At 68.5% G+C, this 23,351-nt stretch carries 17 protein-coding genes; 4 read left to right on the top strand and 13 right to left on the bottom strand.

Going from position 1 to position 23,351, the window contains the following annotated elements; all coding sequences use genetic code 11:
• Nucleotides 1–59 precede the first annotated feature (59 nt).
• The gene (smc, locus tag J2X01_RS16185) at nt 60–3,650 is read right to left on the bottom strand and encodes a chromosome segregation protein SMC (RefSeq protein ID WP_310059623.1); all 3,591 of its coding nucleotides are present in this window, start codon (nt 3,648–3,650) and stop codon (nt 60–62) included.
• A gap of 301 nt (nt 3,651–3,951) precedes the next feature.
• On the opposite strand from smc, the gene J2X01_RS16180 reads away from it, so the two are divergent.
• A complete protein-coding gene (locus J2X01_RS16180) occupies nt 3,952–8,706 on the top strand; it encodes a DUF4082 domain-containing protein (protein WP_310059621.1) in 4,755 nt (1,584 codons plus the stop codon).
• A gap of 241 nt (nt 8,707–8,947) precedes the next feature.
• On the opposite strand, the gene J2X01_RS16175 is transcribed toward J2X01_RS16180, so the two are convergent.
• From J2X01_RS16175 to coaD, 8 genes are all read right to left on the bottom strand, one after another.
• The gene (locus J2X01_RS16175; protein ID WP_310059619.1) at nt 8,948–9,976 is read right to left on the bottom strand and encodes a TolB family protein; all 1,029 of its coding nucleotides are present in this window, start codon (nt 9,974–9,976) and stop codon (nt 8,948–8,950) included.
• Nucleotides 9,973–11,265 (bottom strand): MFS transporter, encoded by a 1,293-nt coding sequence (locus J2X01_RS16170; protein WP_310059617.1) that lies wholly within the window; start codon nt 11,263–11,265, stop codon nt 9,973–9,975. The genes J2X01_RS16175 and J2X01_RS16170 overlap by 4 nt, the downstream gene beginning before the upstream one ends.
• Nucleotides 11,266–11,269: 4 nt before the next feature.
• Complete coding sequence (locus tag J2X01_RS16165) at nt 11,270–11,962, bottom strand: hypothetical protein (protein ID WP_310059615.1); 693 nt, start codon at nt 11,960–11,962, stop codon at nt 11,270–11,272.
• A 132-nt stretch (nt 11,963–12,094) separates the two neighbouring features.
• Nucleotides 12,095–13,078 (bottom strand): bifunctional DNA-formamidopyrimidine glycosylase/DNA-(apurinic or apyrimidinic site) lyase, encoded by a 984-nt coding sequence (mutM, locus tag J2X01_RS16160; RefSeq protein WP_310059613.1) that lies wholly within the window; start codon nt 13,076–13,078, stop codon nt 12,095–12,097.
• A gap of 9 nt (nt 13,079–13,087) precedes the next feature.
• The gene (gene rnc, locus J2X01_RS16155; RefSeq protein ID WP_310059611.1) at nt 13,088–13,846 is read right to left on the bottom strand and encodes a ribonuclease III; all 759 of its coding nucleotides are present in this window, start codon (nt 13,844–13,846) and stop codon (nt 13,088–13,090) included.
• 21 nt (nt 13,847–13,867) lie between these two features.
• The gene (gene rpmF, locus J2X01_RS16150; RefSeq protein ID WP_009356569.1) at nt 13,868–14,071 is read right to left on the bottom strand and encodes a 50S ribosomal protein L32; all 204 of its coding nucleotides are present in this window, start codon (nt 14,069–14,071) and stop codon (nt 13,868–13,870) included.
• A gap of 36 nt (nt 14,072–14,107) precedes the next feature.
• Entirely contained in the window at nt 14,108–14,632 is a 525-nt protein-coding gene (locus tag J2X01_RS16145; RefSeq protein WP_310059609.1) for a YceD family protein, read from the bottom strand.
• A 174-nt stretch (nt 14,633–14,806) separates the two neighbouring features.
• Nucleotides 14,807–15,307 (bottom strand): pantetheine-phosphate adenylyltransferase, encoded by a 501-nt coding sequence (coaD, locus tag J2X01_RS16140; RefSeq protein WP_310059607.1) that lies wholly within the window; start codon nt 15,305–15,307, stop codon nt 14,807–14,809.
• A 48-nt stretch (nt 15,308–15,355) separates the two neighbouring features.
• On the opposite strand from coaD, the gene J2X01_RS16135 reads away from it, so the two are divergent.
• The 3 genes from J2X01_RS16135 to J2X01_RS16125 are packed head-to-tail and all read left to right on the top strand — an operon-like array spanning nt 15,356 to nt 18,200.
• Nucleotides 15,356–16,213: an SDR family NAD(P)-dependent oxidoreductase gene (locus J2X01_RS16135; protein WP_310059605.1), complete on the top strand. Its 858-nt coding sequence runs from the start codon at nt 15,356–15,358 to the stop codon at nt 16,211–16,213.
• Nucleotides 16,210–17,418, top strand: coding sequence for an aminotransferase class I/II-fold pyridoxal phosphate-dependent enzyme (locus tag J2X01_RS16130; protein WP_310059602.1), 1,209 nt, complete (start codon nt 16,210–16,212; stop codon nt 17,416–17,418). Before J2X01_RS16135 ends, J2X01_RS16130 begins: the two co-directional genes overlap by 4 nt.
• Nucleotides 17,418–18,200 (top strand): spermidine synthase, encoded by a 783-nt coding sequence (locus J2X01_RS16125; RefSeq protein WP_310059600.1) that lies wholly within the window; start codon nt 17,418–17,420, stop codon nt 18,198–18,200. Before J2X01_RS16130 ends, J2X01_RS16125 begins: the two co-directional genes overlap by 1 nt.
• On the opposite strand, the gene rsmD is transcribed toward J2X01_RS16125, so the two are convergent.
• Genes rsmD through thiL form a run of 4 tightly spaced genes read right to left on the bottom strand, consistent with a single transcriptional unit; the run spans nt 18,197 to nt 23,187 of the window.
• On the bottom strand, nt 18,197–18,826 hold the full coding sequence (gene rsmD / locus J2X01_RS16120; protein ID WP_310059598.1) for a 16S rRNA (guanine(966)-N(2))-methyltransferase RsmD: 630 nt from the start codon (nt 18,824–18,826) through the stop codon (nt 18,197–18,199). The genes J2X01_RS16125 and rsmD overlap by 4 nt on opposite strands.
• 30 nt (nt 18,827–18,856) lie before the next feature.
• The gene (locus J2X01_RS16115; RefSeq protein WP_310059595.1) at nt 18,857–21,103 is read right to left on the bottom strand and encodes an ATP-dependent DNA helicase RecG; all 2,247 of its coding nucleotides are present in this window, start codon (nt 21,101–21,103) and stop codon (nt 18,857–18,859) included.
• Nucleotides 21,093–22,154 carry a DAK2 domain-containing protein gene (locus tag J2X01_RS16110; RefSeq protein WP_310059716.1) on the bottom strand — a complete coding sequence of 354 codons (1,062 nt, stop codon included), beginning with the start codon at nt 22,152–22,154 and terminating at the stop codon, nt 21,093–21,095. The genes J2X01_RS16115 and J2X01_RS16110 overlap by 11 nt, the downstream gene beginning before the upstream one ends.
• 22 nt (nt 22,155–22,176) lie before the next feature.
• Entirely contained in the window at nt 22,177–23,187 is a 1,011-nt protein-coding gene (gene thiL, locus J2X01_RS16105; RefSeq protein WP_310059713.1) for a thiamine-phosphate kinase, read from the bottom strand.
• Nucleotides 23,188–23,351: the final 164 nt, after the last annotated feature.

Below are 23,351 nucleotides of genomic sequence, written 5' to 3'. Positions count from 1 at the left end.
CCTAGCTTCTCACAATCCGGAAAGCCGGCGCGGGGCCTGAAAACGCACGCGGGCGTGCCTCAGACGTCGGCGCCGAGGCGCTGGCTGATGACGGTCGAGACGCCGTCGCCGCGCATGGTGACGCCGTACAGCGCGTCGGCGACTTCCATGGTGCGTTTCTGGTGCGTGATGATGATGAGCTGGCTGGATTCGCGCAGCTCCTCGAAGATGGTGATGAGCCGGCCGAGGTTGGTGTCGTCCAGGGCCGCTTCCACCTCGTCCATCACGTAGAACGGTGACGGCCGGGCCTTGAAGATCGCGACAAGGAGGGCCACCGCGGTCAGCGAACGTTCGCCGCCGGAGAGCAGCGAGAGCCGCTTGATCTTTTTGCCGGCCGGCCGCGCCTCAACCTCAATGCCGGTCGTGAGCAGGTCCGAGGGGTCGGTGAGGACCAGTCGGCCCTCGCCGCCGGGGAACAGCCGCGCGAAGATCCGGACGAACTGCGCCGACGTGTCCTCGAACGCTTCGGCAAAGACCTTCTGGACCCGCTCGTCGACTTCCTTGATGATGTCCAGCAGGTCCTTGCGGCTGGATTTCAGGTCCGCGAGCTGGGTGCTGAGGAACTGGTGGCGTTCCTCGAGGGCAGCGAACTCCTCCAGCGCCAGGGGGTTGACCCGGCCCAGCGCGGACAGGTCCCGCTCGGCCCGTTTGAGCCGCTTCTCCTGCTCCGCCCGGACAAACGGCTTGCCGGCCACGATCTCGCACCCGTCCTCGTCCACCGGGGTGCGCAGGGCCGCCCACTTGTCTGCTGATTCCGCGGCGGGAACGGGAACAAGCTGGTTCGGGCCGAAATCGGCCACGAGCTGGTCGGCGGTCAGTCCCAGCTCCTCGACGCTTCTGAGTTCCAGGGCCTCGATCCGGAGCCGCTGCTGGGTGCGGGACAGCTCGTCGCGGTGCACGGAGTCGGTCAGTTCGGCCAGTTCGCGGGCGAGGGCATCGTTGCTGCTGCGTACCGCGGCGAGCTCGCCATCCATCCGCTCCTTGCGTTCCTCCGCCCGGTCGCGCTCCTGCCGCGCGAGTTCGACGGACACATCGATAAAGCCGACCACCTGATCGACGGCGGCGGAGACTGCCGCGGCCCGCGTGGCCTGGAGCCGGCGGCGGCGTGCCCGCTCGGCCGCTTCCTCGCGGGCGCGCCGCTCGGTGGCGGCGGCCCGTTCGAGCGACGACGCCCGGTTCCGGGTGGCCGTGAGCTGTTCCTCGGCGCTGCGCAGGGCGAGCCGGGCCTCCATTTCGGCACTGCGGGCCAGCGACGCGGCCAGCGCGAGCGCGTCACGGTGTTCCGGGGACGGCTCGTGCTCCGCGGGCGCTTCCTGCGCGGCGGCGAGCCGTGCCGCCACGGCTTCCAGCGCGTCCTGCTCCCCGGCGATGTTCGCCTCGGCCTTGGCGAGGGAGGCAGCCAGCCGCCCGCTTTCCCCGACGGCGCTGCGCAGCACGGAATTCAGGTGGCCCAGGCGTTCGGCCACGGCCGCCAGCCGGGCGTCCGAATCGTGGAGTTTGTCCAGCGCGGCATCGGCACGGTCCTGCGCCGCGGCCTGCCGGGCGCGTGCGGACGCGAGCGCGAAACGCTGGCGCTCCAGCCCCGCGGTCACCGAGGCAAGCCGGGCGGACGCGTCGTCGACCGCGGCCTGCACTTCAAGCAGCGAGGGCGCCTTCGCGGAGCCTCCGCTCACCAGCAGCGCGGTCACGACATCCCCGGCCCGGGTCACGGCCGTCAGGTCCGGACGCGCGGCGAGCAGTTTCCCCGCAGCGTCCAGACCCTCGACGACGGCGATGCCCGCCAGCAGCCCGGACAGCGGCAGCCGGGCGGCGTCCTCTGCACCCGACGCCGCGACAAGCTGGGAGGCCCACCGGGCACCCCCGGGGAGCTGCGCACCGGACGCCGGCCGGGCCGGGGACTCCCCCGGCAGCAGCAGCGCGGCCCGCCCGGCGTCGTCGTCCTTCAAACGCTGCACCGCGGTGGCCGCAGCGTCACTGTCCTGCACCACGATGGCGTCGGAGGCGGCGCCCAGGGCCGCCGCGATGGCGGCCTCGAAACCGGGCTCCACCGAGATCATCGACGCCAGGGAAGCGAGCACCCCGGGGATTCCTGCGCCGAGGACGTGGCTGGAACCGTCCTTGCGGTTGAGTCCGAGCTGGAGGGCGTCGCGGCGGGCAAACAGGGCACCGCGTTCCCGCTCGCCTTCGCGTTCGGCGGCCTGCAGCGCGTCGATCTCAGCGGCGATGGTGTCCAGGGCCGCGCAGGCGTCCTCGTAGTCGGAATCGAGGGTTTCCTCGCCGTCCTCCACGCCGGCAACCTGGGTTTCGAGGGCAGCGAACTCGGCGTGGGCCTGCCTGCGGCGTTCCTCCCCCGCCTTGAGGGACTCACGGAGCCGGCCGACTTCCGCCTGCGCCGACTCCACCCGGGAGCGTGCGGCACCCACCTGGCCTGCCAGTTTGGCCAGGCCCTCGCGGCGGTCCGCGGCCGCGCGGAGCAGGGCCGCGAGCCGTTTGTCCTCGGCTGCCGAGGCCTGTTCGGCGTCCTGTTTGGCCTCGCTGGCGCGGTCCAGGAGGCTGCGCCGCTCCACGATCTGGCGCTCCAGCCCGGCTTGTTCCTCCCGGACCCGGGCGGCCTGCCGGTCGAGTTGCTCCGGGTCGCGGCCGGCATCAGGGACGTCTTCAGAGGCCCCGAGGAGACGCCGCCGCTCCCCGGCGAGCGAGCCCAGCGAGCGCAGCCGTTCCCGCCCGGCGGAGAGCCGGTACCAGGTGTCGCGCGCCGCGTTGAGCCCGGGCGTGGCTTCGGCGGCGAGCTGTTCGAGCCGGGCCTGCCGCTGCCTGCCTAGCTCGAGTTCCTGCCCGACGACGCCGCGGCGGCCCTTGAGTGCGCTCTCGTCCGCGATTTCCTGGGCCAGTGCCTGCTGCAGCTGGACCAGGTCGTCCGCCAGAAGCCGGGAACGCGCGTCGCGGACCTCGAACTGGACGCTCTGGGCGCGGCGTGCCACTTCGGCCTGTTTGCCGAGCGGGGTGAGCTGCCGCCGGATTTCGCCGGTGAGGTCGCTGAGCCGGGCGAGGTTGGCCTGCATCGCTTCGAGTTTGCGGACCGTCTTTTCCTTGCGCCGGCGGTGCTTGAGGATGCCTGCGGCTTCTTCGATGAAGCCGCGCCGGTCCTCCGGGGTGGCGTGGAGCACCTTGTCCAGCTGGCCCTGCCCCACGATCACGTGCATTTCCCGGCCGAGGCCGGAATCGGAGAGCAGTTCCTGAATGTCCAGGAGCCGGCAGCCGGCGCCGTTGATGGCGTACTCTGATCCGCCGGCGCGGAACAGCGTGCGGGAAATCGTGACTTCGCTGTACTCGATCGGCAGGGCGCCGTCGCTGTTGTCAATGGTGAGGGAGACGTGGGCGCGGCCCAGCGGCGGGCGCCCGGACGTGCCGGCGAAGATGACGTCCTCCATCTTGCCGCCGCGGAGGGTCTTGGCGCCCTGTTCACCCATCACCCAGGCCAGGGCGTCCACCACGTTGGACTTTCCCGAGCCGTTGGGCCCGACCACCGCGGTGACCCCTGGTTCGAATTCGAAAGTCGTCGCCGAAGCGAAGGACTTGAATCCGCGGACGGTCAGGCTTTTGAGGTGCAAGGTTTTCGGATCTCCTGGCTGGCGGAAACGGCTGTTCCGGTCCTAAATCTACCGTCACGGCGTGAAAATCAGCGGATTCAGGCTTTTCCCAAGGAAATCCTTTGCTGGCTTTCCGGGGGCAACCCTAAGCTCGCGGCTAGGAGTTGCTTGATGCTGTGTCCGACCACGGGCGCAGGACTGGCAACCCCGTCTTGGGGGACAACTGAATACCGGGGGTGGGCTGCGCCGGGGGGCGGCGGCACGGGGCGGGGCACGATGCACCGACCCGACACCACCACAGCGCACTCACTCAGGAGTTCATATGTCCGATTCCCCAGCCGCCCGACCACTGACAGCACTGAAGCGAGCCGTCATCCCGCTGGCCATCGCCCTGGTCGCGGCGCTCCTGCCGGTGGCTGCGCCGGCGGCCCTGCTGCCGCTCGCCAACGCAGCGGATCCCTGCTCCCCGCTCCTGAACGCTGTGGCGTGTGAGAATTCGAAACCCGGAAGCCCGCCGTCGGAATGGGACATCTCCGGCGCCGGCGATTCAGACATCCAGGGGTTCTCGACCGAGATCAGTGTCACGGCCGGCCAGCCGATCCGCTTCAAGGTGGACACCAGCGCGGCCAGCTACACGATCGGCATCTACCGGACCGGCTGGTACCAGGGCCTCGGCGCCCGAAAGATTGCCGAGGTCACACCGTCCGCCCTGCGGCAAAATCAACCCCAGTGCCTCTCCGACGTCACCACCGAACTCTACGATTGCGGAACGTGGGCGGTGTCCGCAACCTGGCAGGTTCCCGCGACGGCCGTCTCCGGTGTGTATGTTGCCCTGCTGACACGGCCGGACAACGGCAACCGGAGCCACATCACCTTTGTGGTCCGCTCGGACGGCAGCCATTCCGACGTCGTCTTCCAGACCTCCGACACCTCGTGGCAGGCCTACAACAACTACGGCGGCTCGAATTTCTACGAGGGCGCCCAGAACGGCCGGGCCTACAAAATCAGCTACAACCGCCCGGTGAACACGCGGGGCGGCATCGGGGGACGGGACTTCTTCTTCAGCAACGAATACCCCTTGGTCCGTTTCCTGGAGAAGAACGGCTACGACGTCAGCTACATCAGCGGCGTGGACACTGACCGGAACGGTGCCCAGCTCCTCAACCACAAGGTGTTCCTCTCCGTGGGCCACGACGAATACTGGTCCGGCGCGCAGCGGGCCAATGTGGAGGCCGCCCGCGATGCAGGTGTGAACCTTCAGTTTCTCTCCGGCAATGAGGTGTACTGGCGGACCCGGATGGAGCCTTCGCCAGTCGATGGTGCGGCCGGCCGCACCATCGTGACCTATAAGGAGACCTGGGCAAACGGCAAGATCGATCCCAGCACCGAGTGGACCGGCACGTGGCGCGATCCGAGATACGCCGCCCAGGCCAACGGCGGGGGCCTCCCCGAAAACGCATTGACCGGAACGATGTACGTGTCCAACTTCACGGATCTGCCGATCACGGTCAGTGCCGCCGAGGGTAAAGCGCGTCTCTGGCGGAACACCTCGCTGGCGACGCTCGCGGCCGGAAGCTCCGCGCAACTGGCGCCGCACACAGTGGGCTACGAATCCAATGAGGACCTGGACAACGGCTTCAGGCCCGCCGGGCTGATCCGGCTGTCCACCACCACGGGGATTACGCCGCAGTATCTGCAGGACTACGGCAACACCGTGGAACCAGGTACGACGACGCACAACACCACCTTGTACCGCGCCGCCAGCGGCGCGCTGGTCTTCTCCGCGGGCACAGTCCAGTGGACGTGGGGCCTGGACGAGGAGCATGACGGCGGCGGCGCGGCCGCGGATCCGCGGATGCAGCAGGCGCAGATCAATCTCCTGGCCGACATGGGCGCCCAGCCCGCCACCCGCGACACCGCGCTGTCAGCCGCTTCGGCCAGCAGCGATACGGCCGCCCCCACCGTGGCTGTCTCCTCCCCCGCCGAGGGAGCCACCATTCCGCACGGCACCAGCGTCACGGTGTCCGGAACCGCCAGCGACACCGGCGGCATCGTGGCCGGGGTCGAAGTGTCCACCGACGGCGGAAGCAGTTGGCATCCCGCCCAGGGCAGGCAGAGCTGGTCCTACACCTACATCCAGAAAGGCCTCGCCACTGCCAGCATCAAGGTGCGGGCCGTCGATGACAGCGCCAACATTGGCGCACCCCTCACCCGCAATCTTCAGCTCACCGGCCCTTACTCGGTCTTCGGCCAGCAGGCACCGGCCGTGCCGGATTCCCAGGATGGTGGGGCCTATGAGCTGGGCCTGAACGTCACGCCCAGCGTCGACGGCTTCATCACGGGAGTGCGCTTCTACAAGAGCACCGCGAATACCGGTACCCACAACGGGTCGCTCTGGAGTTCCGCCGGACAGCGGCTTGCGACAGCCACCTTCACCTCGGAAACGGCGTCCGGCTGGCAGAGCGTACGTTTCGGCCAGCCGGTCGCGGTTTCTGCCGGGCAGCGGTACGTTGTCTCCTACACCGCTCCGAACGGCCACTATGCCGGCAAGAACTACGAATGGGCCAGTTTTGGCCTGAGCGCCCCGCCGCTGACCGTGGCCGGCGGCTTCGGGAGCCCTGCGGCGGGTGTGTACGCCGGTCCGGGTGCCTTTCCGACGAACAGTTACCAGTACGGAAACTACTTCGTCGACGCGCTGTTCGACACTGTCGACACCTCCGATCTGACGGCTTCCGGACACTGGCCGCTGGACGGCTCCTCGAGCGTCCCGCAGGCCAGCACTGTGGGGGCGGTCCTCTCCAAGGCCGTCACGGATTCCAGTGTTCAGTTAACGCTCACGGCCAACGGGACGGCCGTCGCCGGCGCCACCGTCTATAACGCCACTACGCGGAAGGTCACGTTCACCCCGGCCGCCGACCTGGACCTTGGCACCGTTTACACTGCGACGCTCAGCGCCACCGCCCAGGGCGGCGGCACCCTGACCAGCGGCAAGACGTGGTCCTTCACCACGGTGACCTCGCCGCCCGCACCGGGCAGCTGCCCCTGCAGCTTCTACGACGACTCCGTCGTGCCGGGGATCCAGGAGGTCCGTGAGGGTGTGCCGCTGACTCTCGGAGTCCGCTTCACCAGCACTACTCCCGGCACCGCAACCGGCGTCCGCTTCTACAAGTCTGCTGGCAACACCGGCACGCACACCGGGTCCTTGTTCACCGCGTCCGGACAGCAACTCGCCACCGTCACGTTCGCAAATGAGAGCACGTCCGGCTGGCAGACCGCCAATTTCAACCAGCCGGTTGCCTTGACGGCGAACAGCGAATACATCATCGCCTACAAGACCACCACCGGGACATACTCCGCGACTGCGAACGGCCTCGGGTCCGCACTGAGCGTCGGAAACCTGAGAACCGCGGCCGACGCGGGGGCCTACTCCTATACCCAAGATTTTCCGAGTGGCCGCTCCAGCACCAGTTACCTGGTTGACATCGTGGTCCAGTACCCGGATCCGCCGTTCGTGGCCGGGGCACAGTCACCCCTTCCCGACTCCTCCAGCGTCGCCCTGGACGCCACGGTGTCCGCCACCTTGTCCAAGCCTGCGGCGGGGTCGGGCCCGGCGCTGACCCTGACCGGTCCCGGCTCCGTTGGTGTCCCCGGCACGGCCAGTTATGACGCGCCGACAGGCAAGGTCACCTTGCGGCCGTCGGCCCCGCTGAGTCCCGCGACCACCTACACGGCGACATTGACGGCGACGTCGGCGACGGGGCAGACGCTCAGCGACGGTACCTGGACCTTCACGACCGTGCCGCCCCCGCGGCCCGACGGCGTCTGCCCGTGCTCGCTGTACCAGGACACTGTGACGCCGGGCGCCCCGGACTTCAATGACGGGGTGCCGCTGACGCTGGGCGTGCGCTTCGCCAGTGATTCGCCCGGCCAGGTCACGGGCATCCGCTACTACAAATCAGCAGGCAACACGGGCACGCACACCGGGGCGCTGTATACCGCTGCCGGGCAACAGCTGGCGGCAGTCACCTTCACCGGAGAAAGCTCGTCCGGGTGGCAGACCGCGGCCTTCAGCCAGCCCGTGGACATCGCCGCGAATACCGAATACTTTGCCGCCTACCGCAGTCCCACCGGGGTCTATTCGGCGACACCGGGCGGGTTTGGTCCGGGCATCACCAGCGGACCGCTCCGCACGGCATCGGACTCCGGGGCCTTCACGTACAACGGCGACTTCCCGTCATCCTCCTCAAGCGCCAGTTACCTTGTGGACGTGGACTTCGTCGTGTCGGTGCCGCCGCTCACCGTGACCTCACAGGTGCCAGCGGCCGATTCCCTCGGCTTCCCCCTGGCATCGAAACCCTCGGTGACCCTTTCGGCCCCGATCCAGAACGGTTTCACCTTCGAACTGGCAGCCAACGGTGCCGCTCTCGCCGGCGCGTCCGCGCTTTCGGCGGACGCCAGGACGGTCACGTTCTCGCCGGCACAGCCGCTGCCGCCGGCCACCGAGGTGTCAGCCAGCCTGAAGAACGTCGTCTCCACTCAAGGCGCCGTGCTCACCCCGCTCAGCTGGCGTTTCACGACCTCGAATCCGGCCGGCCCCGCACAGACTCTGTTCGGGCCCCTGCTCCCTGCCGTCCCGGCCGCGACCGGGGACACTTCATCCATCGAGCTCGGCACCGCCTTCTCAGCGTCAGCTGCGGGCATTGCCACCGGCGTGAGATTCTACAAGGGCGCCGGCAACACGGGAACGCATGTCGGCTCGCTGTGGAATGCCGCCGGGGAGAGACTCGCCCAGGTGACGTTCACGGACGAGACGGCCACCGGCTGGCAGCAGGCCTCGTTCTCTGCTCCCGTCGCCCTGCAGCCGGGTCAGAGCTATGTCGTGTCGTACCTCGCTCCCAACGGCAACTACGCCTACACGGCGGCGTTCTTCGCCGAACCCTGGATCAACGGTGTCCTGTCGGCGCCGGGCCCAAACAACGGCCGGTACCAGTACGGTGCCGGCGGCACTGTACCGACGAACTCCTGGAACGCCACCAACTACTTCGTCGATATCGTCTTTTCACCCGCGTCCCCCTGATGTTCATCCGCTGCTCCATAACTGCCGTTTTGAGGCCTGATAACGGCAGTTATGGAGCAGCGGATGGGTGGTTAGGGGGTCTGCGCGCGGGTCCCGGTGGAGCGCAGCGTGTTCCTTGCACGGCCGTATCACTTGGTCTCTTTCATCCGCTGCTCCATAACGGCCCTTTTGAGCTTGATAACGGCAGTTGCGGAGCAATCGATGGGTGGTCAGGCCTCAGGACTCAGGGCGGGGACTCCGGTCAGCGCAGCACCGACGGCGACCAGGCGTGCTCGATGTAGAGGGAGGAACTGGACGCGGGATCCGCGGTGATCCGCCAGATATCGCTGTCGCCGGCGGCACCGTCGCGCGCGAGTCCGTACAGCAGGGTCTGGTCGTCAAGCCACTCAATCTGGTCGTCCACGCTGCGCGGCTCGGACAGCACTGTTTCTTTCCCGGTGGCAAGATCCAGGAACGCCGCACGCCAGTGCGCCGCCAGCGGGCCGCCGGTGTTCTTCTTGTAGGCGATCCGGGTGCCGTCGGGCGAGAGCGACGGGCACACCACGCCGTCGTGGATTGCCGTGAGCGTGCGCGCCGAAATACTCCCCTTCACCAACCAGATCCGGCCCGACGATGCAGCCGTCGCGTAAAACGTGTCGTTTTGGCCCGGAGCGAACGTCACACCCCAGATGTTGCGGTCTGCGGCGGTGATCCGGGTGCCGTTGACCAGCAGCGCGAAATCCTCAAGGTTCCCGGATCCGCCGCCGCCCTGCGCCGCCGTGATGGACGTCGCCGTCGAGAACCCCGCACTGCCGTATGAGTGCCCGGTGACGAACACCGTAGTGGCCACCAGGGAGCCGTCCGTACTCATCCGAGTGCGGCTGGGAATGCCGGGTACGGCCCAGCTCGCCGTCGGCTGCCATTGAGGGTTCAGCACGACAGCTTCAAAATTGGTCACGAGACCACGGTTCGTCTTCAGGCAGACGATGTTTTGCGTGGTGCCGTACACCCGGTCGCAGGCTACCGCCGCCAGTGACCGCTCGCCGGCCGGATCGGACAGCGGAACGGTGCCAATGGTCCCGTAGCCCTGGCCCGGAGCGGTGTTGCGGAACAGGACGGAGCCCTTTGTCAGCACGGCGCCGCCGGACGCGACCCGCGCCGTCGATGCCGCCGTCCTGCTTTCCTGAAAACGCCCGAAGGCAATCGCCGCGTAGGTTCCGGCGCCGGCAATGACCAGCGCCGTGAGCAACAGCAGGATGCCCCACTTCGGCTTGCTCCCCGCCGCGGTCAAGCTGCGGGCCTTTGCCGCAGTCCGCCGCGCAGGATGAACCAGGACGCCACGACGGCTGCGGCAAGGCAACCCCCGGCCGCGACCATCGCAGCGGAGGGGCCCAGCGCGAACCAGAGGACTCCGAAGCCCGCGGAGGCTGCCATCCGGCTGAGCGCGACGACGGTCTGGGCGGCGCCGAGTCCGGTGGCAAGTTTGTCCGGCGGAGTCAATTGGCTGGTTAGGGCCGCCAGCACACCGTCCGTCGCCGCGTAGAACGCCCCAAGCAGAACGAGGCAGGCCAGGGTGGGGCCGAGTCCCCCGACCGGCGCCGCAGCCAGCAGGTAGCAGGCAAGGAGCGCGACGTGCCCGGCGATGAAGACCCGTCCCTTGCCCCATCGGTCCGCAAGGCGGCCGAGCGGAATGGCAAGGATGAGAAACACCACGTTGGTGCCCACGTAAAGCAGCGGAAACCACTGCACGGCAAAGGAATCCCTGTCCTGCAGCACCAGGTAGATGAAGCCGTCGCCCACCGTCAGCAGGCCGAGCATCCCCGCAGCGACCAGGAGCCGGCCCAGGCCCGGTTCACGGAGCAGCCGCCACCGGAACCGCCACGCCGGGCGGGCTTTACCGTGAGGCTGCGGGGCCCCCGCTGTCCGGGTTTTCAGGTTCGGCACCAAAAGAGCGAGCGTTGCGACGCCGATGGCGGCGAAGGCCAACGACACCACAAAGACGATGCCGTAGCCGTTGGGCATCAGCATGAGAATGAGAAAAGCCAGCAGCGGACCGGCCGCCGCGCCGATGTTGTCCAGCATCCGGTGCACGCCGAAATGCCTCGCCAGATATTCCGGCTGGGCCGACACCGCAATCAAGGCGTCGCGCGGGGCAGTCCGGATGCCCTTGCCTATGCGGTCCGCCGTCACGACGGCGGTCAGGGTCCAGAAGCCGCTGGCGAACAGGAGACCGATCCGGGCCAGCATGGCAAGGCCGTAGCCTGCGAGGGCCACGCCTTTGGGGCGCCCGAGGCGGTCCGACGCATGGCCGGCCGCGATCCGGACAATGGCGCTCGCGCCCTGGTTGATTCCATCGAGAATTCCAAACGCCACAATGGACAGGCCGAGGAATCCGGTGATGTACAGCGGCAGGATGGCGGAGACGGATTCGGACGATACGTCGGTGAGCATGCTGACGACGCCCAGGCAGACAATGACCGGGGACAGACGGAAACGCCTCCCCGGGGCTCCGGCCGGGTTTGTGTCTCCGGGCGCCAGGTCTTTCTTGCCGCCATTGCGGTCCGAAATGGAGATGTACACGGCGCTACCCGCCCGCCGCCACGGGCAGATGCCCCAACAGCATGAAGCGCGTGCCACCCGTGCCCGTGGTTGACGTCGTAAGTGTCACCGAATCATTGCCCCGGCTGAACCGCAGGGACTGCTGTCCTTCCGCGGCCGGTACGCGTTCGGACCAGAACTGCAGGGGCCCCAGGATCTGCTGGAAGTGCCCCACGACTGAATCCTGGCTCGAAGTGACGATGGCTTCCGCGGAAATCTGCAGGGATCCCTCCGCCGGGGAGACACCCGTCGAGACAACCACCGTCCCATCCGGGAACGGGATGGCGTCCGCGGGGAAGCCGTCCACGACTTTGCCCTGGGCTGATGCCGCCTCCGGCAAGGGGAGGCTGATGAGCGATGCCGGAGGCGCGGGCATCGGCAGCCCGGAGGGCGACGCGCTCACAGGCGGAAGGACTTCACGTCCACCGGGTGCCGGGGCGGAGTCGTCCGTGGTTCCGCCGGTCGGCGTGGCGGCGTCGACGCCGGCCCCCGTCTGCGCCGCTGCGTCGGCCGTGCCGGGACCAGTGCCGGGTCCGCCGGCTTTCGGACTACTGCCGGCCGCCGGCACGACGCGCGACCCAGCGGACTGTCCGGCCGTCATCTGGTCCAGCACGACGGCGGCGCCTCCAAGGACCACAGCGATGCCGACCCCCGCGATGACGAGCCGCCTGGCGATCACTGGATTTCTCCGGCCGCGGCGAAGGCGCGCACTGCGCCGATGGTCTGCACTCCCCTGACACCCATCGGCACAGTCTTTCAGCGCGATGTTGGGTTCGGAAGAGTAGCACTACCTGTCTTTTGCTGCCGGTACCTACCAGCGTCCGTTCCGTGGCCGGGGCTGGCAGACCGGGCACGAGTAGGAGGAACGGTTCATGAACTGATCCCGCTTGATCAGGCTGACCAGACTGGCGGCGGCGCAGCGTCTGCATTCCTGCCCTTCGCGGCCGTAGGCGTTCAGGGAGCGGTCGAAGTAGCCGGAGGCCCCGTTGACGTTGACGTACAGCGAGTCAAAGCTGGTGCCGCCGGCGGCGAGGGCGTCGGTCATGACTTCCCGGGCGGCATCGAGGACGCGTGCGGCTTCGGCCCGCCGGAGTGTGTCCGTTGGCCGGGCGAAGTGCAGCCGTGCCTGCCAGAGTGCCTCGTCCGCATAGATGTTGCCGATCCCCGAGACGAGCCCCTGGTCCAGCAGGGCGCGTTTGAGGCCTGTTCTGCGGGTCCGGAGACGGCGGTAGAACTCGTCAAAGGAGAAGCAGGGGTCCAGCGGGTCCCGGGCGATATGCGCGGCTTCCTCGGCGATCAGCGGAAGCGGGGTTTCGGCGAGGCCGCCGGGGCCGCCGTCGGCTGTGGGGATTAACGCCGTGAGGAAGAGCCCGCCGAAGATCCGCTGGTCCACGAACCGCAACTCGGCCGGCATGCCGTCAGCGGTGCTGAGGCGCAGGCGCACTTTCAGATGTTTTTCGTCGGGAACGGAGGAGTCCTGCATCAGCAGCTGACCGGACATGCCCAGGTGCGCCATCAGCGCCACGGCGGGCGCAGGGGTTGCGTCGGCGTCGCAGGAGGGGTCCGCGGCGCTGGCGTCCGCGGGGCTGTCGGTCAGCGGCAGCCAGAGGAATTTTCCGCGCCGGACCACGTCCAGGACCCGGGCGCCCTCAAGGTTGCCGGCGAAGTCCTCCGGACCGAGTGCATGCCGGCGCACGGAGCGCGGATCGACCACCTCGACGGCGGTGATGGTCCGGCCCCGCACCCAGCTCACCAGGCCGCGGCGGACAACTTCGACCTCGGGCAGTTCAGGCACAGGGTGTGCCTAGGTGCCGCTCTGCGACTGCAGCTGCGTGCCGGTGGCTGCGGAACCGGCTGCAGGCCCTGCCTCCGGAGAGGCGGCCGACGGCGCCGAGAGCCGGCGCCAGGCATCCGCGGCGGCTTCCTGCTCGGCTTCCTTTTTGGAGTTGCCCGAGCCGGCGCCGTAGTCCGTGCCGCCGATCCGCAGAACGGCTTCGAACGTCCGGGCGTGGTCCGGGCCGGAACCCTCCACCGCGTAGTTGATGGTCCCGAGCTGACGGCTGGCCGCGAGTTCCTGGATGCTCGTCTTCCAGTCGGTGCCGGCCCCGAGCGCCGCGGCGTCTTTGAGCAGCGGGCCGATCAGGCGCATGACCAGCTGGCGTGCCGTTTCGATGTCGTTGGACACATAGGTGGCGCCAATCAGCGCTTCCATGGTGTCCGCGAGGATGGACGCCTTGTTTTTGCCCTCGGTGAGCTTTTCGCCCTGTCCGAGGTAAATGTACTCACCAAGACCGATGCTTCGGCCGATGCCCGCAAGGGCCCGGGTGCTGACGACGGCGGAGCGGCGCTTGGCCAGGTCCCCTTCGGGCAGCGTGGGGTTGTCACGGTACAGCGCGTCGGTGACCGAGAACCCCAGGATGGAGTCGCCCAGGAACTCGAGACGTTCGTTGGTGGGGATGCCGCCGTTTTCGTAGGCGTAGGAACGATGGGTGAGCGCAAGACGAAGCGTCCCGGCGTCAATTGTGACACCGAGACGCTTCAGAAGCTCTTCAGTTGAAGACATCTTATTCAGCCAGTTGGCGGATTAGACGTCTGCGACCTTGCGGCCCTTGTATTCAAGGAACAGCGCGGTGCCAGCCGAGTCGGTAACGACCTTTGCCTGGTGCGGCAGGCTGTACGTGACCTGGCCGTTCTCGACAGTCTTCACCAGGTGGGGGGCGGTTGCCTTCCACTGGGAGCGGCGGGCGCGGGTATTCGAGCGAGACATTTTCCGCTTCGGGACAGCCACGGCTAACTCATTTCTCTCTAGTCCAACACTTACAAATCAGTTTTGCCGGTCAGGCTTAGCCAAGTCAGCTAGGGCAGCCCAGCGAGGATCTACCACCTCGTGGTGATGCCCCGGCTCGTCTTCCAGGCGAACTCCACATTCGGAGCAAAGGCCCTGGCAGTCTTCCCGGCACACCGGCTGGAACGGCAGCATGGTTACAACTGCGTCCCGCAACACCGGCTCAAGATCGATCAGATCGTGCTCGACTCGACGTTGCTCTTCTTCGTCTTCTTCGTCAGAGAACACAGCGTCCCCGTAGAAGAAAAGTTCTTGCACATTGACCTCGAGGTCATACGCAAGGGGATCCAGGCATCGGCCGCATTCGCCAGTAACTTCGACGTTCACGGTACCTGATACCAGAATTCCTTCGTGTACGGCCTCCAGCCGCAGGTCCAGCCCGACATCCGAGCCTTCCTGCACGCCAATGAGCGCCACACCAAGATCACCTGGTGCGGGTACATGTTCCGTCAGCGTCCGCATGCTTCCCGGACTGCGTCCGAGGTCCTTGACGTCGAACGCCAAGGGCGAACTAGCATCTCGTTTAATGAGAACTCCTGTTGAACATATGACCGACGTACTATCTTAGCCTGATCTTCCGGGCGGACTCAAACCGGCGGGCACCCTGCGGTTCACACCGCAAGCCGCCCCGGATTCGGGCCGCGCAACCGGCGGCAGGCCGCCGAGTACCGATCAAGCTTACCCTCTGCCCGGCCGTTCCTGGACCGGCCCGTCCGGGTGCAACCGTTTCAACACCGAGCGGGGCACGAACTCGGACACATTGCCGCCCAGGGTGAACACTTCCTTGATCAAGGTGGAGGACAGGTGGAGGTAGTGGCTCTCGGCGGGCAGGAAGACCGTCTCGACGCCGGTGAGTTGGCGGTTCATCGTCGCCATCGGCAGTTCGTAGTCAAAATCGGAGGAGGAACGGAGCCCCTTGACGATGGCGGAGACGCCCCGCTGCCGGCAGTACTCGGCCAGGAGGCCCTCCCCGACCGGCTCCACCACGATGCCGCGCAGGGAGGCAAGGGTCTCTTGGGCCATGTCGATGCGCTCCTCGAGCGTGAAGCGGTACTTTTTGGCGTAATTCGTGGAGACGCCCACAATCACCTCGTCAAAGAGGCCGGCGGCCCGGGCAATGACTTCCAGGTGGCCATTGTGGATCGGGTCGAAGGAGCCAGGGCATACGGCGCGTCTCATGCTTCGAACCTACCGTATGGCTGCCGCAGGCCGGGATAACATGGCTGAATGTCAGCATCGAGCATTCCCTTCACCGTGTCCGGGGGCGTGGTTCTCGTGACGGGCGCCGCCATGGGCATGGGCCGCCTTTACGCCCTGCGGGCGGCCCGCGAGGGCGCCGGCGTCGTGATTCTCTGGGACGTCGACGCCGCCGGCCTGGCGAAGACCGCCGCGGAAGTGACCGCCCTCGGGGCCCGGGCTGTCGTCCGCCAGGTGGACCTCGCCGACCGCACGGCGATTGCCGGGGCCGCGGCGGAGTGCCGGGCGGAGGGTCCGCTGACGCTGCTGATCAACAACGCGGGTATCGTCCGCGGCGCACTTTTCTGGGAGCACGGCCCGGAGCAGGACATCGCGCAGACCATGGGCATCAACGCGCTGGCGCCGATGTATGTCACCCACGCGTTCCTGCCGGACATGATGGGCGACGCCGGCCGGCCGCGCCGGATCCTCAACATCGCCTCCGCCGCGGGCACCGTGTCCAACCCCCGGATGAGCGTCTATGCGGTGTCCAAGTGGGCCGTGATCGGCTGGAGCGACTCCCTGCTGCTCGAGCTCGAGCAGCAGGGCTACGGCCACCTTGCCGTGACGACCTTCTGCCCCAGCTACATCGCCACCGGGATGTTCGACGGCGCCTGCGGCCCGCTGCTGACGCCGCTGATGACTCCGGAGGACGCCGTGGACCGGGCCTGGCGGGCCACCACCGCCGGACGGCCGCAACTGATCGCCCCGGCCACCGCACAGCTGGGCAAGATCCTGCGCGGCCTGCTGCCGGTGCGGGCCTGGGACTTCGTGGGCGGGAAGGTCTTCGGCATCTACGCCACCATGGACTCGTTCACCGGGCGCGGCGAGAAGGCGGGCACCCGATGAATTCCCCGATGCCGTTCCCGTGGCAGCGGGCCGCGACCGGAGCCAACCTGCTTTCCCCCGACGGCACCCTTGGCGTCACGATCTTCGAGGAAATGACCACCCTCGCGCTGCAGACCGGAGCCATCAACCTCGGCCAGGGTTTCCCTGACGAGGACGGACCGGTGGAGATCAAGGCTGCCGCGCAGGCCGCCATCGCGGCCGGCGCCAACCAGTACGCCCCCGGCAAGGGCATCCTTGAGCTGCGCGAGGCGATTTCCCTTCACCAGGAGCGGTTCTACGGGCTGGAGCCGGACCCGCAGACCGAGATCATCGTCACCACTGGCGCCACCGAGGCCATCGCCGCCTCGCTGCTCGCGCTCGTTGGGCCCGGCGATGAGGTCCTCACCTTCGAGCCGTTCTATGACTCCTACGGCGCCATCATCGGCCTTTCCGGCGCCCGCCACGTCACCGCCCCGCTGCTGGCACCCGACTTCATGCCGGACCTGGCCGCCCTCGACGCGGCGTTCAGCAGCCGCACCAGGGTGGTACTGGTCAACAACCCGCACAACCCCACCGGCGCGGTGTTTCCCCGCGAGGTGCTCGAACGCGTCGTCGAGCTCGCCATCCGGCACGACGCCGTCATCATCACCGATGAGGTCTACGAACACCTCACCTTCGGTGCCCGGCACATCCCGGTGGCCACCCTGCCGGGCGCCGCGGGACGCACGCTCACCATCTCCTCCGCCGGGAAGACCTTCTCCTTCACCGGCTGGAAGATCGGCTGGCTCAGCGGACCGGAACACCTGATCGCCGCCGCCCGCACGGTCAAGCAGTTCCTGAGCTACAGTTCCGGCACGCCGTTCCAGAGCGCCATCGCAGCCGGACTGGGCCTGCCCGACGAGTTCTATGCCGGCATCGCCGACACCCTCCAGCTCAAACGGGACATCCTCAGCGAGGGCCTGCGCGCGGCCGGACTGGACGTCTTCACCCCGCAGGGAACGTACTTCGTGAACGTGGACACCGCACCGCTCGGCATCACCGACGCCGTCGAGCTGGCCCGCCGGCTGCCCGCCCTGGTGGGCGTCGCGGCGATCCCGGTGCCTGTCTTCTGCCACCCGGAAGGCGCCGAACGCACCCGGAGCCTGCTCCGGTTCGCCTTCTGCAAACGGATCGACGTCCTGCAGGAAGCCGCCGAACGGCTCGCAACACTCCGCGACAGGCTCTGATGGCGGACACCCCCGGTGCCGCGCGCTTCCTGCGCACCGCCGGCCAGCACGCGACGATCGAACCCGACGCCTTCACCGGGGGCAGCTTTGTGCTCAGCATCGGCGGGGCGGAACAGTCACACGTCAACCTGGCGGACCCCTCGGACATCTTCTACGAATACCTGCGCAGGATCGGCCACGTGGTGGACCTCGCGGCTCCGTGGGGCGAACCCATCACCGCCCTCCATCTCGGGGCCGGGGCGCTCACGCTCGCCCGCTACATCCAGGCAACCCGGCCGGGCTCCGTGCAGTACGCGGTGGAGCTGGAACGGGAATTGTTGGACTTCGTGCTGCAGCAGCTCCCGCTGCCCACCGGCACGCAGCTGCACACGCTGATCGGCGACGCCCGGGACGCGCTGGCCGAACTGCCGCCGGAGCTGCGCTTCGACGTTGTGATCCTGGATATATTCTCCGGACCCGAGGCGCCGGAGCACATCGCCTGCACCGAGTTCTACCTCGAGGCCGGCGCGAAACTGACCCGGCGCGGCGTGCTGATCGTCAATGTGGGCGACGAGCCGGGACTCACTCTGGTCCGCAGCCAGGTGGCCGCGCTGCGCCGGGCGGTGGCCGATGTCGCCGCCTTTGCCGACGCCGGCATGTTCAGCGGCCGCTACCCGGGCAACATCATCCTGACCGGGACACAGGGACCCTGGCCGGAGGTGTGGACGGCGGCGCTGACCGCCCGCGGGCCGCACCCCGCGAAGGTGCTGTCCGGCGTCGGCCTCGACCAGTTCTCGGACTAGCTGACGCTCTCCGGTTCCGCCTGGTCCGTCGCATCCGTATCGGTGTCCGGGGCGTCTTCCACGCTTGGTTCGGCGAACCAGAGCTTCGTCTCACCGTACTTGCGTTCCGCGAAGCGCTCCATCCCGTCCGGCCAGGCCGGCTCATGGCTCCGGGAGGAGCGCTCCACGACGACAACCGCGCCTTCGGCCAGGTGCGGGAGCAGTTTGGCCAGCACCCCGGCCAAGGCCGGTTCGTCGAGGGGGTAGGGCGGGTCCAGGAAGACAAGGTCCCAGCGGACGGGAGCAAGGGTCCGTTCGAGGAACGATTCGACCTTGGAACGGTGCACGGTCACAACCTTGCGCCGTGCGGCGGTGTTGACGAGGTCCGCGTTGCGCTGGCAGACCTCACTGGCCTTGCCGTCGAATTCCACCAGGTCCACGCTCTGAGCGCCGCGGCTGGCGCTTTCCACGCCGAGGGAACCGGAGCCGGCGTAGAGATCCAGCACCCGGGCCTCCGCTATCACCTCGAAGGCGTCCAGCCGGGAGAAGAGCGCTTCCTTGACCCGGTCCGTGGTGGGCCGGGTCAGGGACCCGGGCACGCTGACCAGGGTCGTTCCGCCCGCGGCCCCCGAAATGATGCGGCTCATGGCCGGGCCGCCGGGGATGCATGGATGGTATTAGCCGCGTTCAAGGAACGCCTCCTTTTCCGGATTGAGGTATTCGTCGATCGCCGCGGCGAGGACGGGGTGGGCGCCCAGTGACGGGTCTCCGCCGACGATCTGCCAGGCGTCCTGCCGGGCCCGCGCGATCACATCCTCGTGTTCAAGGACCCGCAACAGCTTCAGCGTGGACCGGCCGCCGGACTGGGAGGCGCCCAGGATGTCGCCTTCACGGCGCAGTTTGAGGTCCTCCTGGGAGAGTTCGAAGCCGTCTGTCGTGGCCGCGACGGCGTCGAGCCGGCGGCGGCTCGGGTGGCCGGGTTCCAGCGTGGTGACCAGCAGGCAGGTGCCCGGCAGCCCGCCGCGGCCCACCCGGCCGCGGAGCTGGTGCAGCTGCGAGATGCCGAAGCGGTCCGCGTCCAGAATCACCATCAGGGTGGCGTTGTGGACGTCCACGCCCACCTCGATCACGGTGGTGGAGACCAGGAGCTTGGTCTGGTTGGCGGTGAAGGAGGCCATCGTCCCGGACTTAAGGACCGGGTCCAGCCGGCCGTGCAGCGCTGCCACGGGCACGCCGGCGAGGGCCGGTTCGTCCCGGAGCTGGTCCACGACGGCGGTGACGGAGGCCAGTTCGCGTGCCCCGCTGTCGCCGTTGAGGTCCGTTGGTTCGGCCTCGCCGGGGCTGAAGTCGCCGTCGTCGTCCGAACCGATCTTGGGACAGACGATGTAGACCTGGTGGCCGGCGTCGATTTCTTCCCGGGAGCGGGTCCAGATCCGCGGGGCCCACGCCGGATGTTCCGCGAGTCCGACGACGTGCGTGGTGATCGGCGCGCGGCCGGCCGGCAGTTCGTCGAGGACGGACGTTTCGAGGTCGCCGAAGACCGTCATGGCCACGGTCCTGGGGATGGGTGTGGCGGTCATGACCAGCAAATGCGGGGGCTTGCTGGCCTTGGAGCGGAGCACGTCGCGCTGTTCGACGCCGAAGCGGTGCTGCTCGTCCACCACAATCAGGCCCAGGTCGTAGAACGAGACGTTGTCACTGAGCAGGGCGTGCGTGCCGATCACGATTCCGGCGGTTCCGGAGGCGGCGTCCAGCATGGCCTGTTTCCGGGCCGCTGTGGGCATGGAGCCGGTGAGCAGCGTGACCTGGACCGCGTCCGGGCCGAGGCCGCCCAGGAGACCGTCCCGGGACAGCGGCCCGAGCGTGCGGCGGATCGATTCGAAGTGCTGCGCGGCCAGGACCTCGGTGGGAGCCAGCAGGGCGGCTTGTCCCCCGGCATCCACAACCTGCAGCATGGCGCGCAGGGCCACGATGGTCTTGCCCGAGCCGACTTCGCCCTGGAGCAGGCGGTTCATCGGCGAGTCCTGAGCGAGCTCCGCGGCCAGGGTCTTCCCCACGGCGGCCTGGCCGGCGGTCAGGGTGAAGGGCAGCTGCCGGTCGAAGGCGGTCAGCAGCCCCTCAGCGGCGGGCCGGCGGGCGGTGGCCTCCTCCGCGGCGAGCTGCGCGCGGCGCCGGGCCAGGGCGGCCTGCAGCACCAAGGCTTCCTGGTAGCGGAAGCGGTCCCGGGCGCGCTGCCAGTCGGCGGGGTTTTGCGGGGTGTGGATGAGCCGGTAGGCGTCGGCGACGGCCAGGAACTTTTCCCGGGCCGTGACCTCTGCCGGCAGCGGGTCGGGCAGCGCGTCCAGGTCCACGGTCTCCAGCAGCGTGGCGATGACCTTCTGGATGGCCCAGCTGGTGAGTTTGGCCGTAGCCGGGTACACCGGGATGGGCATGGCGGCGAGTTTCTCCGGATCCATGCCCGGCGTGTCCGGGTCCTCGTCCAGCAGCTGGAAGTCGGGGTTGGTCAGCCCCAGGGCACCCCCGTAGCGCGTGACCTTGCCGGAAAACATGGCGCGGCGGCCCGGCTGCAGTTCCGCCTTGGCCCGGAAGCCGTTGAAAAAGCTCACCTTCAGCGTGCCGCCGCCCATCCCGGTGCCCGGGGCCGCGGCGTCGTCGGAAATCACGACGTCGGTCAGCGAGCCGCGCCGGGCCCGCATGGCCCGGGTGCTGCTGGAGACCACCCGGGCGATCAGGGTGACCTCCTCGTCGAGCGGAACCTCGCTGATGGGGGTGAGTTCGCCGCGGTTCATATAGCGGCGGGGGAAGTGGTTCAGCAGCCCGCCGACAGTGGTGATGCCGAGGTGCTTTTCAATGGGCGCCGCGGAACGCTTGCCGATCCGGCGTTCCAGGCCCAGCCCCAGTTCGTTCCCTGCTTCAGCGTTCATGTCCGTCGGGCGCCTGTCCTGCGGGTTCGGGGGCACCGGCGTCGCCGGGTTCGGCGTCCGGTACAGCCAGTTCGGTGACGCTGATGTCCGTGGGTTCGCCAAGGGAGCGGATCAGGGCCACGGCAGGTCCGGCGGCCGGTACATGGGCGTGGACGCGCCAGCGGTAGGCCCCCGCCCGGTCCGCGGCCCCGCCGACCTGGCTCATGATGACGGAGTCGCCCAGTTCGTCGAGCCGCTGGCGCATCATGGCGGCGTCGAGCGGTGAAAGCGTGATGGTGCACATGACTTCCACGCCCTCGTTCCGGGGCATGCCGGCGTGGATGTGCGGGTCCTGGACGTCGTAGCCGTGCAGGCCGTCCAGTAACTGGTCCTGGAGTTCCTCGCCGAGGACTGCGGAGCGGAGGCAGTCCAGGATCAGCAGCGTCCCGACGCCGCCGGCATCCACGACGTGGGCGGCGTGCAGCGCCTCCAGTTGGTCCTCGGTGCGCACGACGGCGGCGACAGCAGCGTTCACGGCGGCGTCGAGGGCCAGGCCAAGGGTGTGGTTGCTGTCATCGCCATCGTGCGCCGATTCCACGGCCGCCGCGGCGCGGGCGGCGGCTTCCATCACGGAAAGCATGGTTCCGGGGACCGGGTCGCTCAAGGCGGACCAGGCCCGGAGCTGGGCGCGGTTGAGGGCGGCGGCCAGCAGCGGGGCGCTCAGCCGGTGGTGGCCGGCGAGGGGCTCGGCGGCGGCGCAGAGGAAGACGGCGAACAGCGTGCCGGAGTTCCCGCGGGCCTGTTCCATGGCGGCCTGGCCGGCGCGGGCGAGGACGGCGCCGACGTCGTTCTGGGCCGGATCCGGCGGGCCGAAGGACTGCAGCGACGTATCTGCGCTGATCCGGGGTAGCGCGGCGGTGTCCAGGCTTTGCAGCGCCCGGGCGGCGGCGCGCACCGTCAGGTAAAGGTTGGTGCCGGTGTCGCCGTCGGCGACGGGGAAAATGTTGATGGCGTTCAGGCGGTCGCTGTGGTTCCCAAGCGTGGTTTCTGCCTTGCTCAACCACCGCTTCATCGCTTGCGCGTTCGCGGCAATCTTAGTCTGCAAAGTGATCCCATCCCACAGTGGCAGCGGGCATGCCCGCTATCGTGACGCCCGTGCCGTCCGGTGGTGCAAGGGCTGCTACCGAGCCTATCGCAGTGAAACCGTGAGGAAGCTGAACGCCCGGGGGAAATGTGGCCAGCAGTCCATGGTCCTCCCCGCCGCCCAGGACCCAGGCCATCGGGTCCGCGCGGAGCACTTCGGCGGCGGGCAGCAGCGGAACCGCCAGTTCCTTCAGGACCGCCGCGTCCAGGTTCAGGACGGTGTGGCTGGCGGAGGCCATCCGGCGGCCGTCGCGGACCAGTCCGTCGGAAATGTCCATCATGGCCGTGGCCCCGGAATCCCGGGCCAGCGGACCCGCCGCGAGCGGAGGCAGGGGCCGGCACTGGGTGTCCATCAAGGCACGCTGATCCTTGCTCAGCTCCGCGACCGGGATCGCCGATTCCAGCAGCGCCAGACCCGCCGCGGCACGGCCCACGGTGCCGGCCAGCGCCAGGATGTCCCCCGGACGGGCGCCGGAGCGCAGCACGGCTGCCCGGCCCCCGAGGGTGCCGAGAATCGCCACGCTGACCGCCAGCTCGCGGCCCCGGCCAAGGTCTCCGCCGGCCACCGCGCAGTCCGGGGCGCCGAGTTCCCGGATGCCGGCGCTGAGCCCGTCAGCGAAGTCCTCGACCCAGGCGACCCTGGTTTCCGGGGGCATGGTGAGGCTGACCACGAGGGAGGTGGCCCGGGCCCCCATGGCGTTGATGTCGCTGAGGTTTTGCGCGGCGGCCTTCCAGCCGACGTCGTACCCGGTGGTCCGGTAGCCGTTGTTCCACTCGAGCCGGAAGTCCTGGTCCGCCACCTGGGTGTCGATGCTGAGGACTGTCCGGCCGTCCGGCGCGGCCACAATGGCTGCGTCGTCACCCGGACCCAGGATCAGCGACGGGTTGTGTTCCTGGCCGTAGTGAAGGCGCGGGAAGATGCGTTCCAGGAGCTGGGATTCGGAGAGTTCCGCGACCGTCAGCGGCGGGCCGGTCTGTGGCGCGGCATTCTGTGTTGAAGCGGTCAGGGGCGGTTCATTCAGTCGTTCGGGCACGGTCCTACGCTATCGCGACGGGGTGACAACGTCGGCGTTTCCGGGTCCAGCGGCTTCGGGAGGCAGCGCTGGACCCGCACCGCAGGAGCCTT

It is taken from the genome of Arthrobacter ginsengisoli (genome assembly GCF_031456935.1).
Lineage (GTDB): Bacteria > Actinomycetota > Actinomycetes > Actinomycetales > Micrococcaceae > Arthrobacter > Arthrobacter ginsengisoli.
The sequence above is the reverse complement of the archived record's forward strand: the minus strand, read 5'-3'. Positions and strand labels throughout refer to the sequence as shown.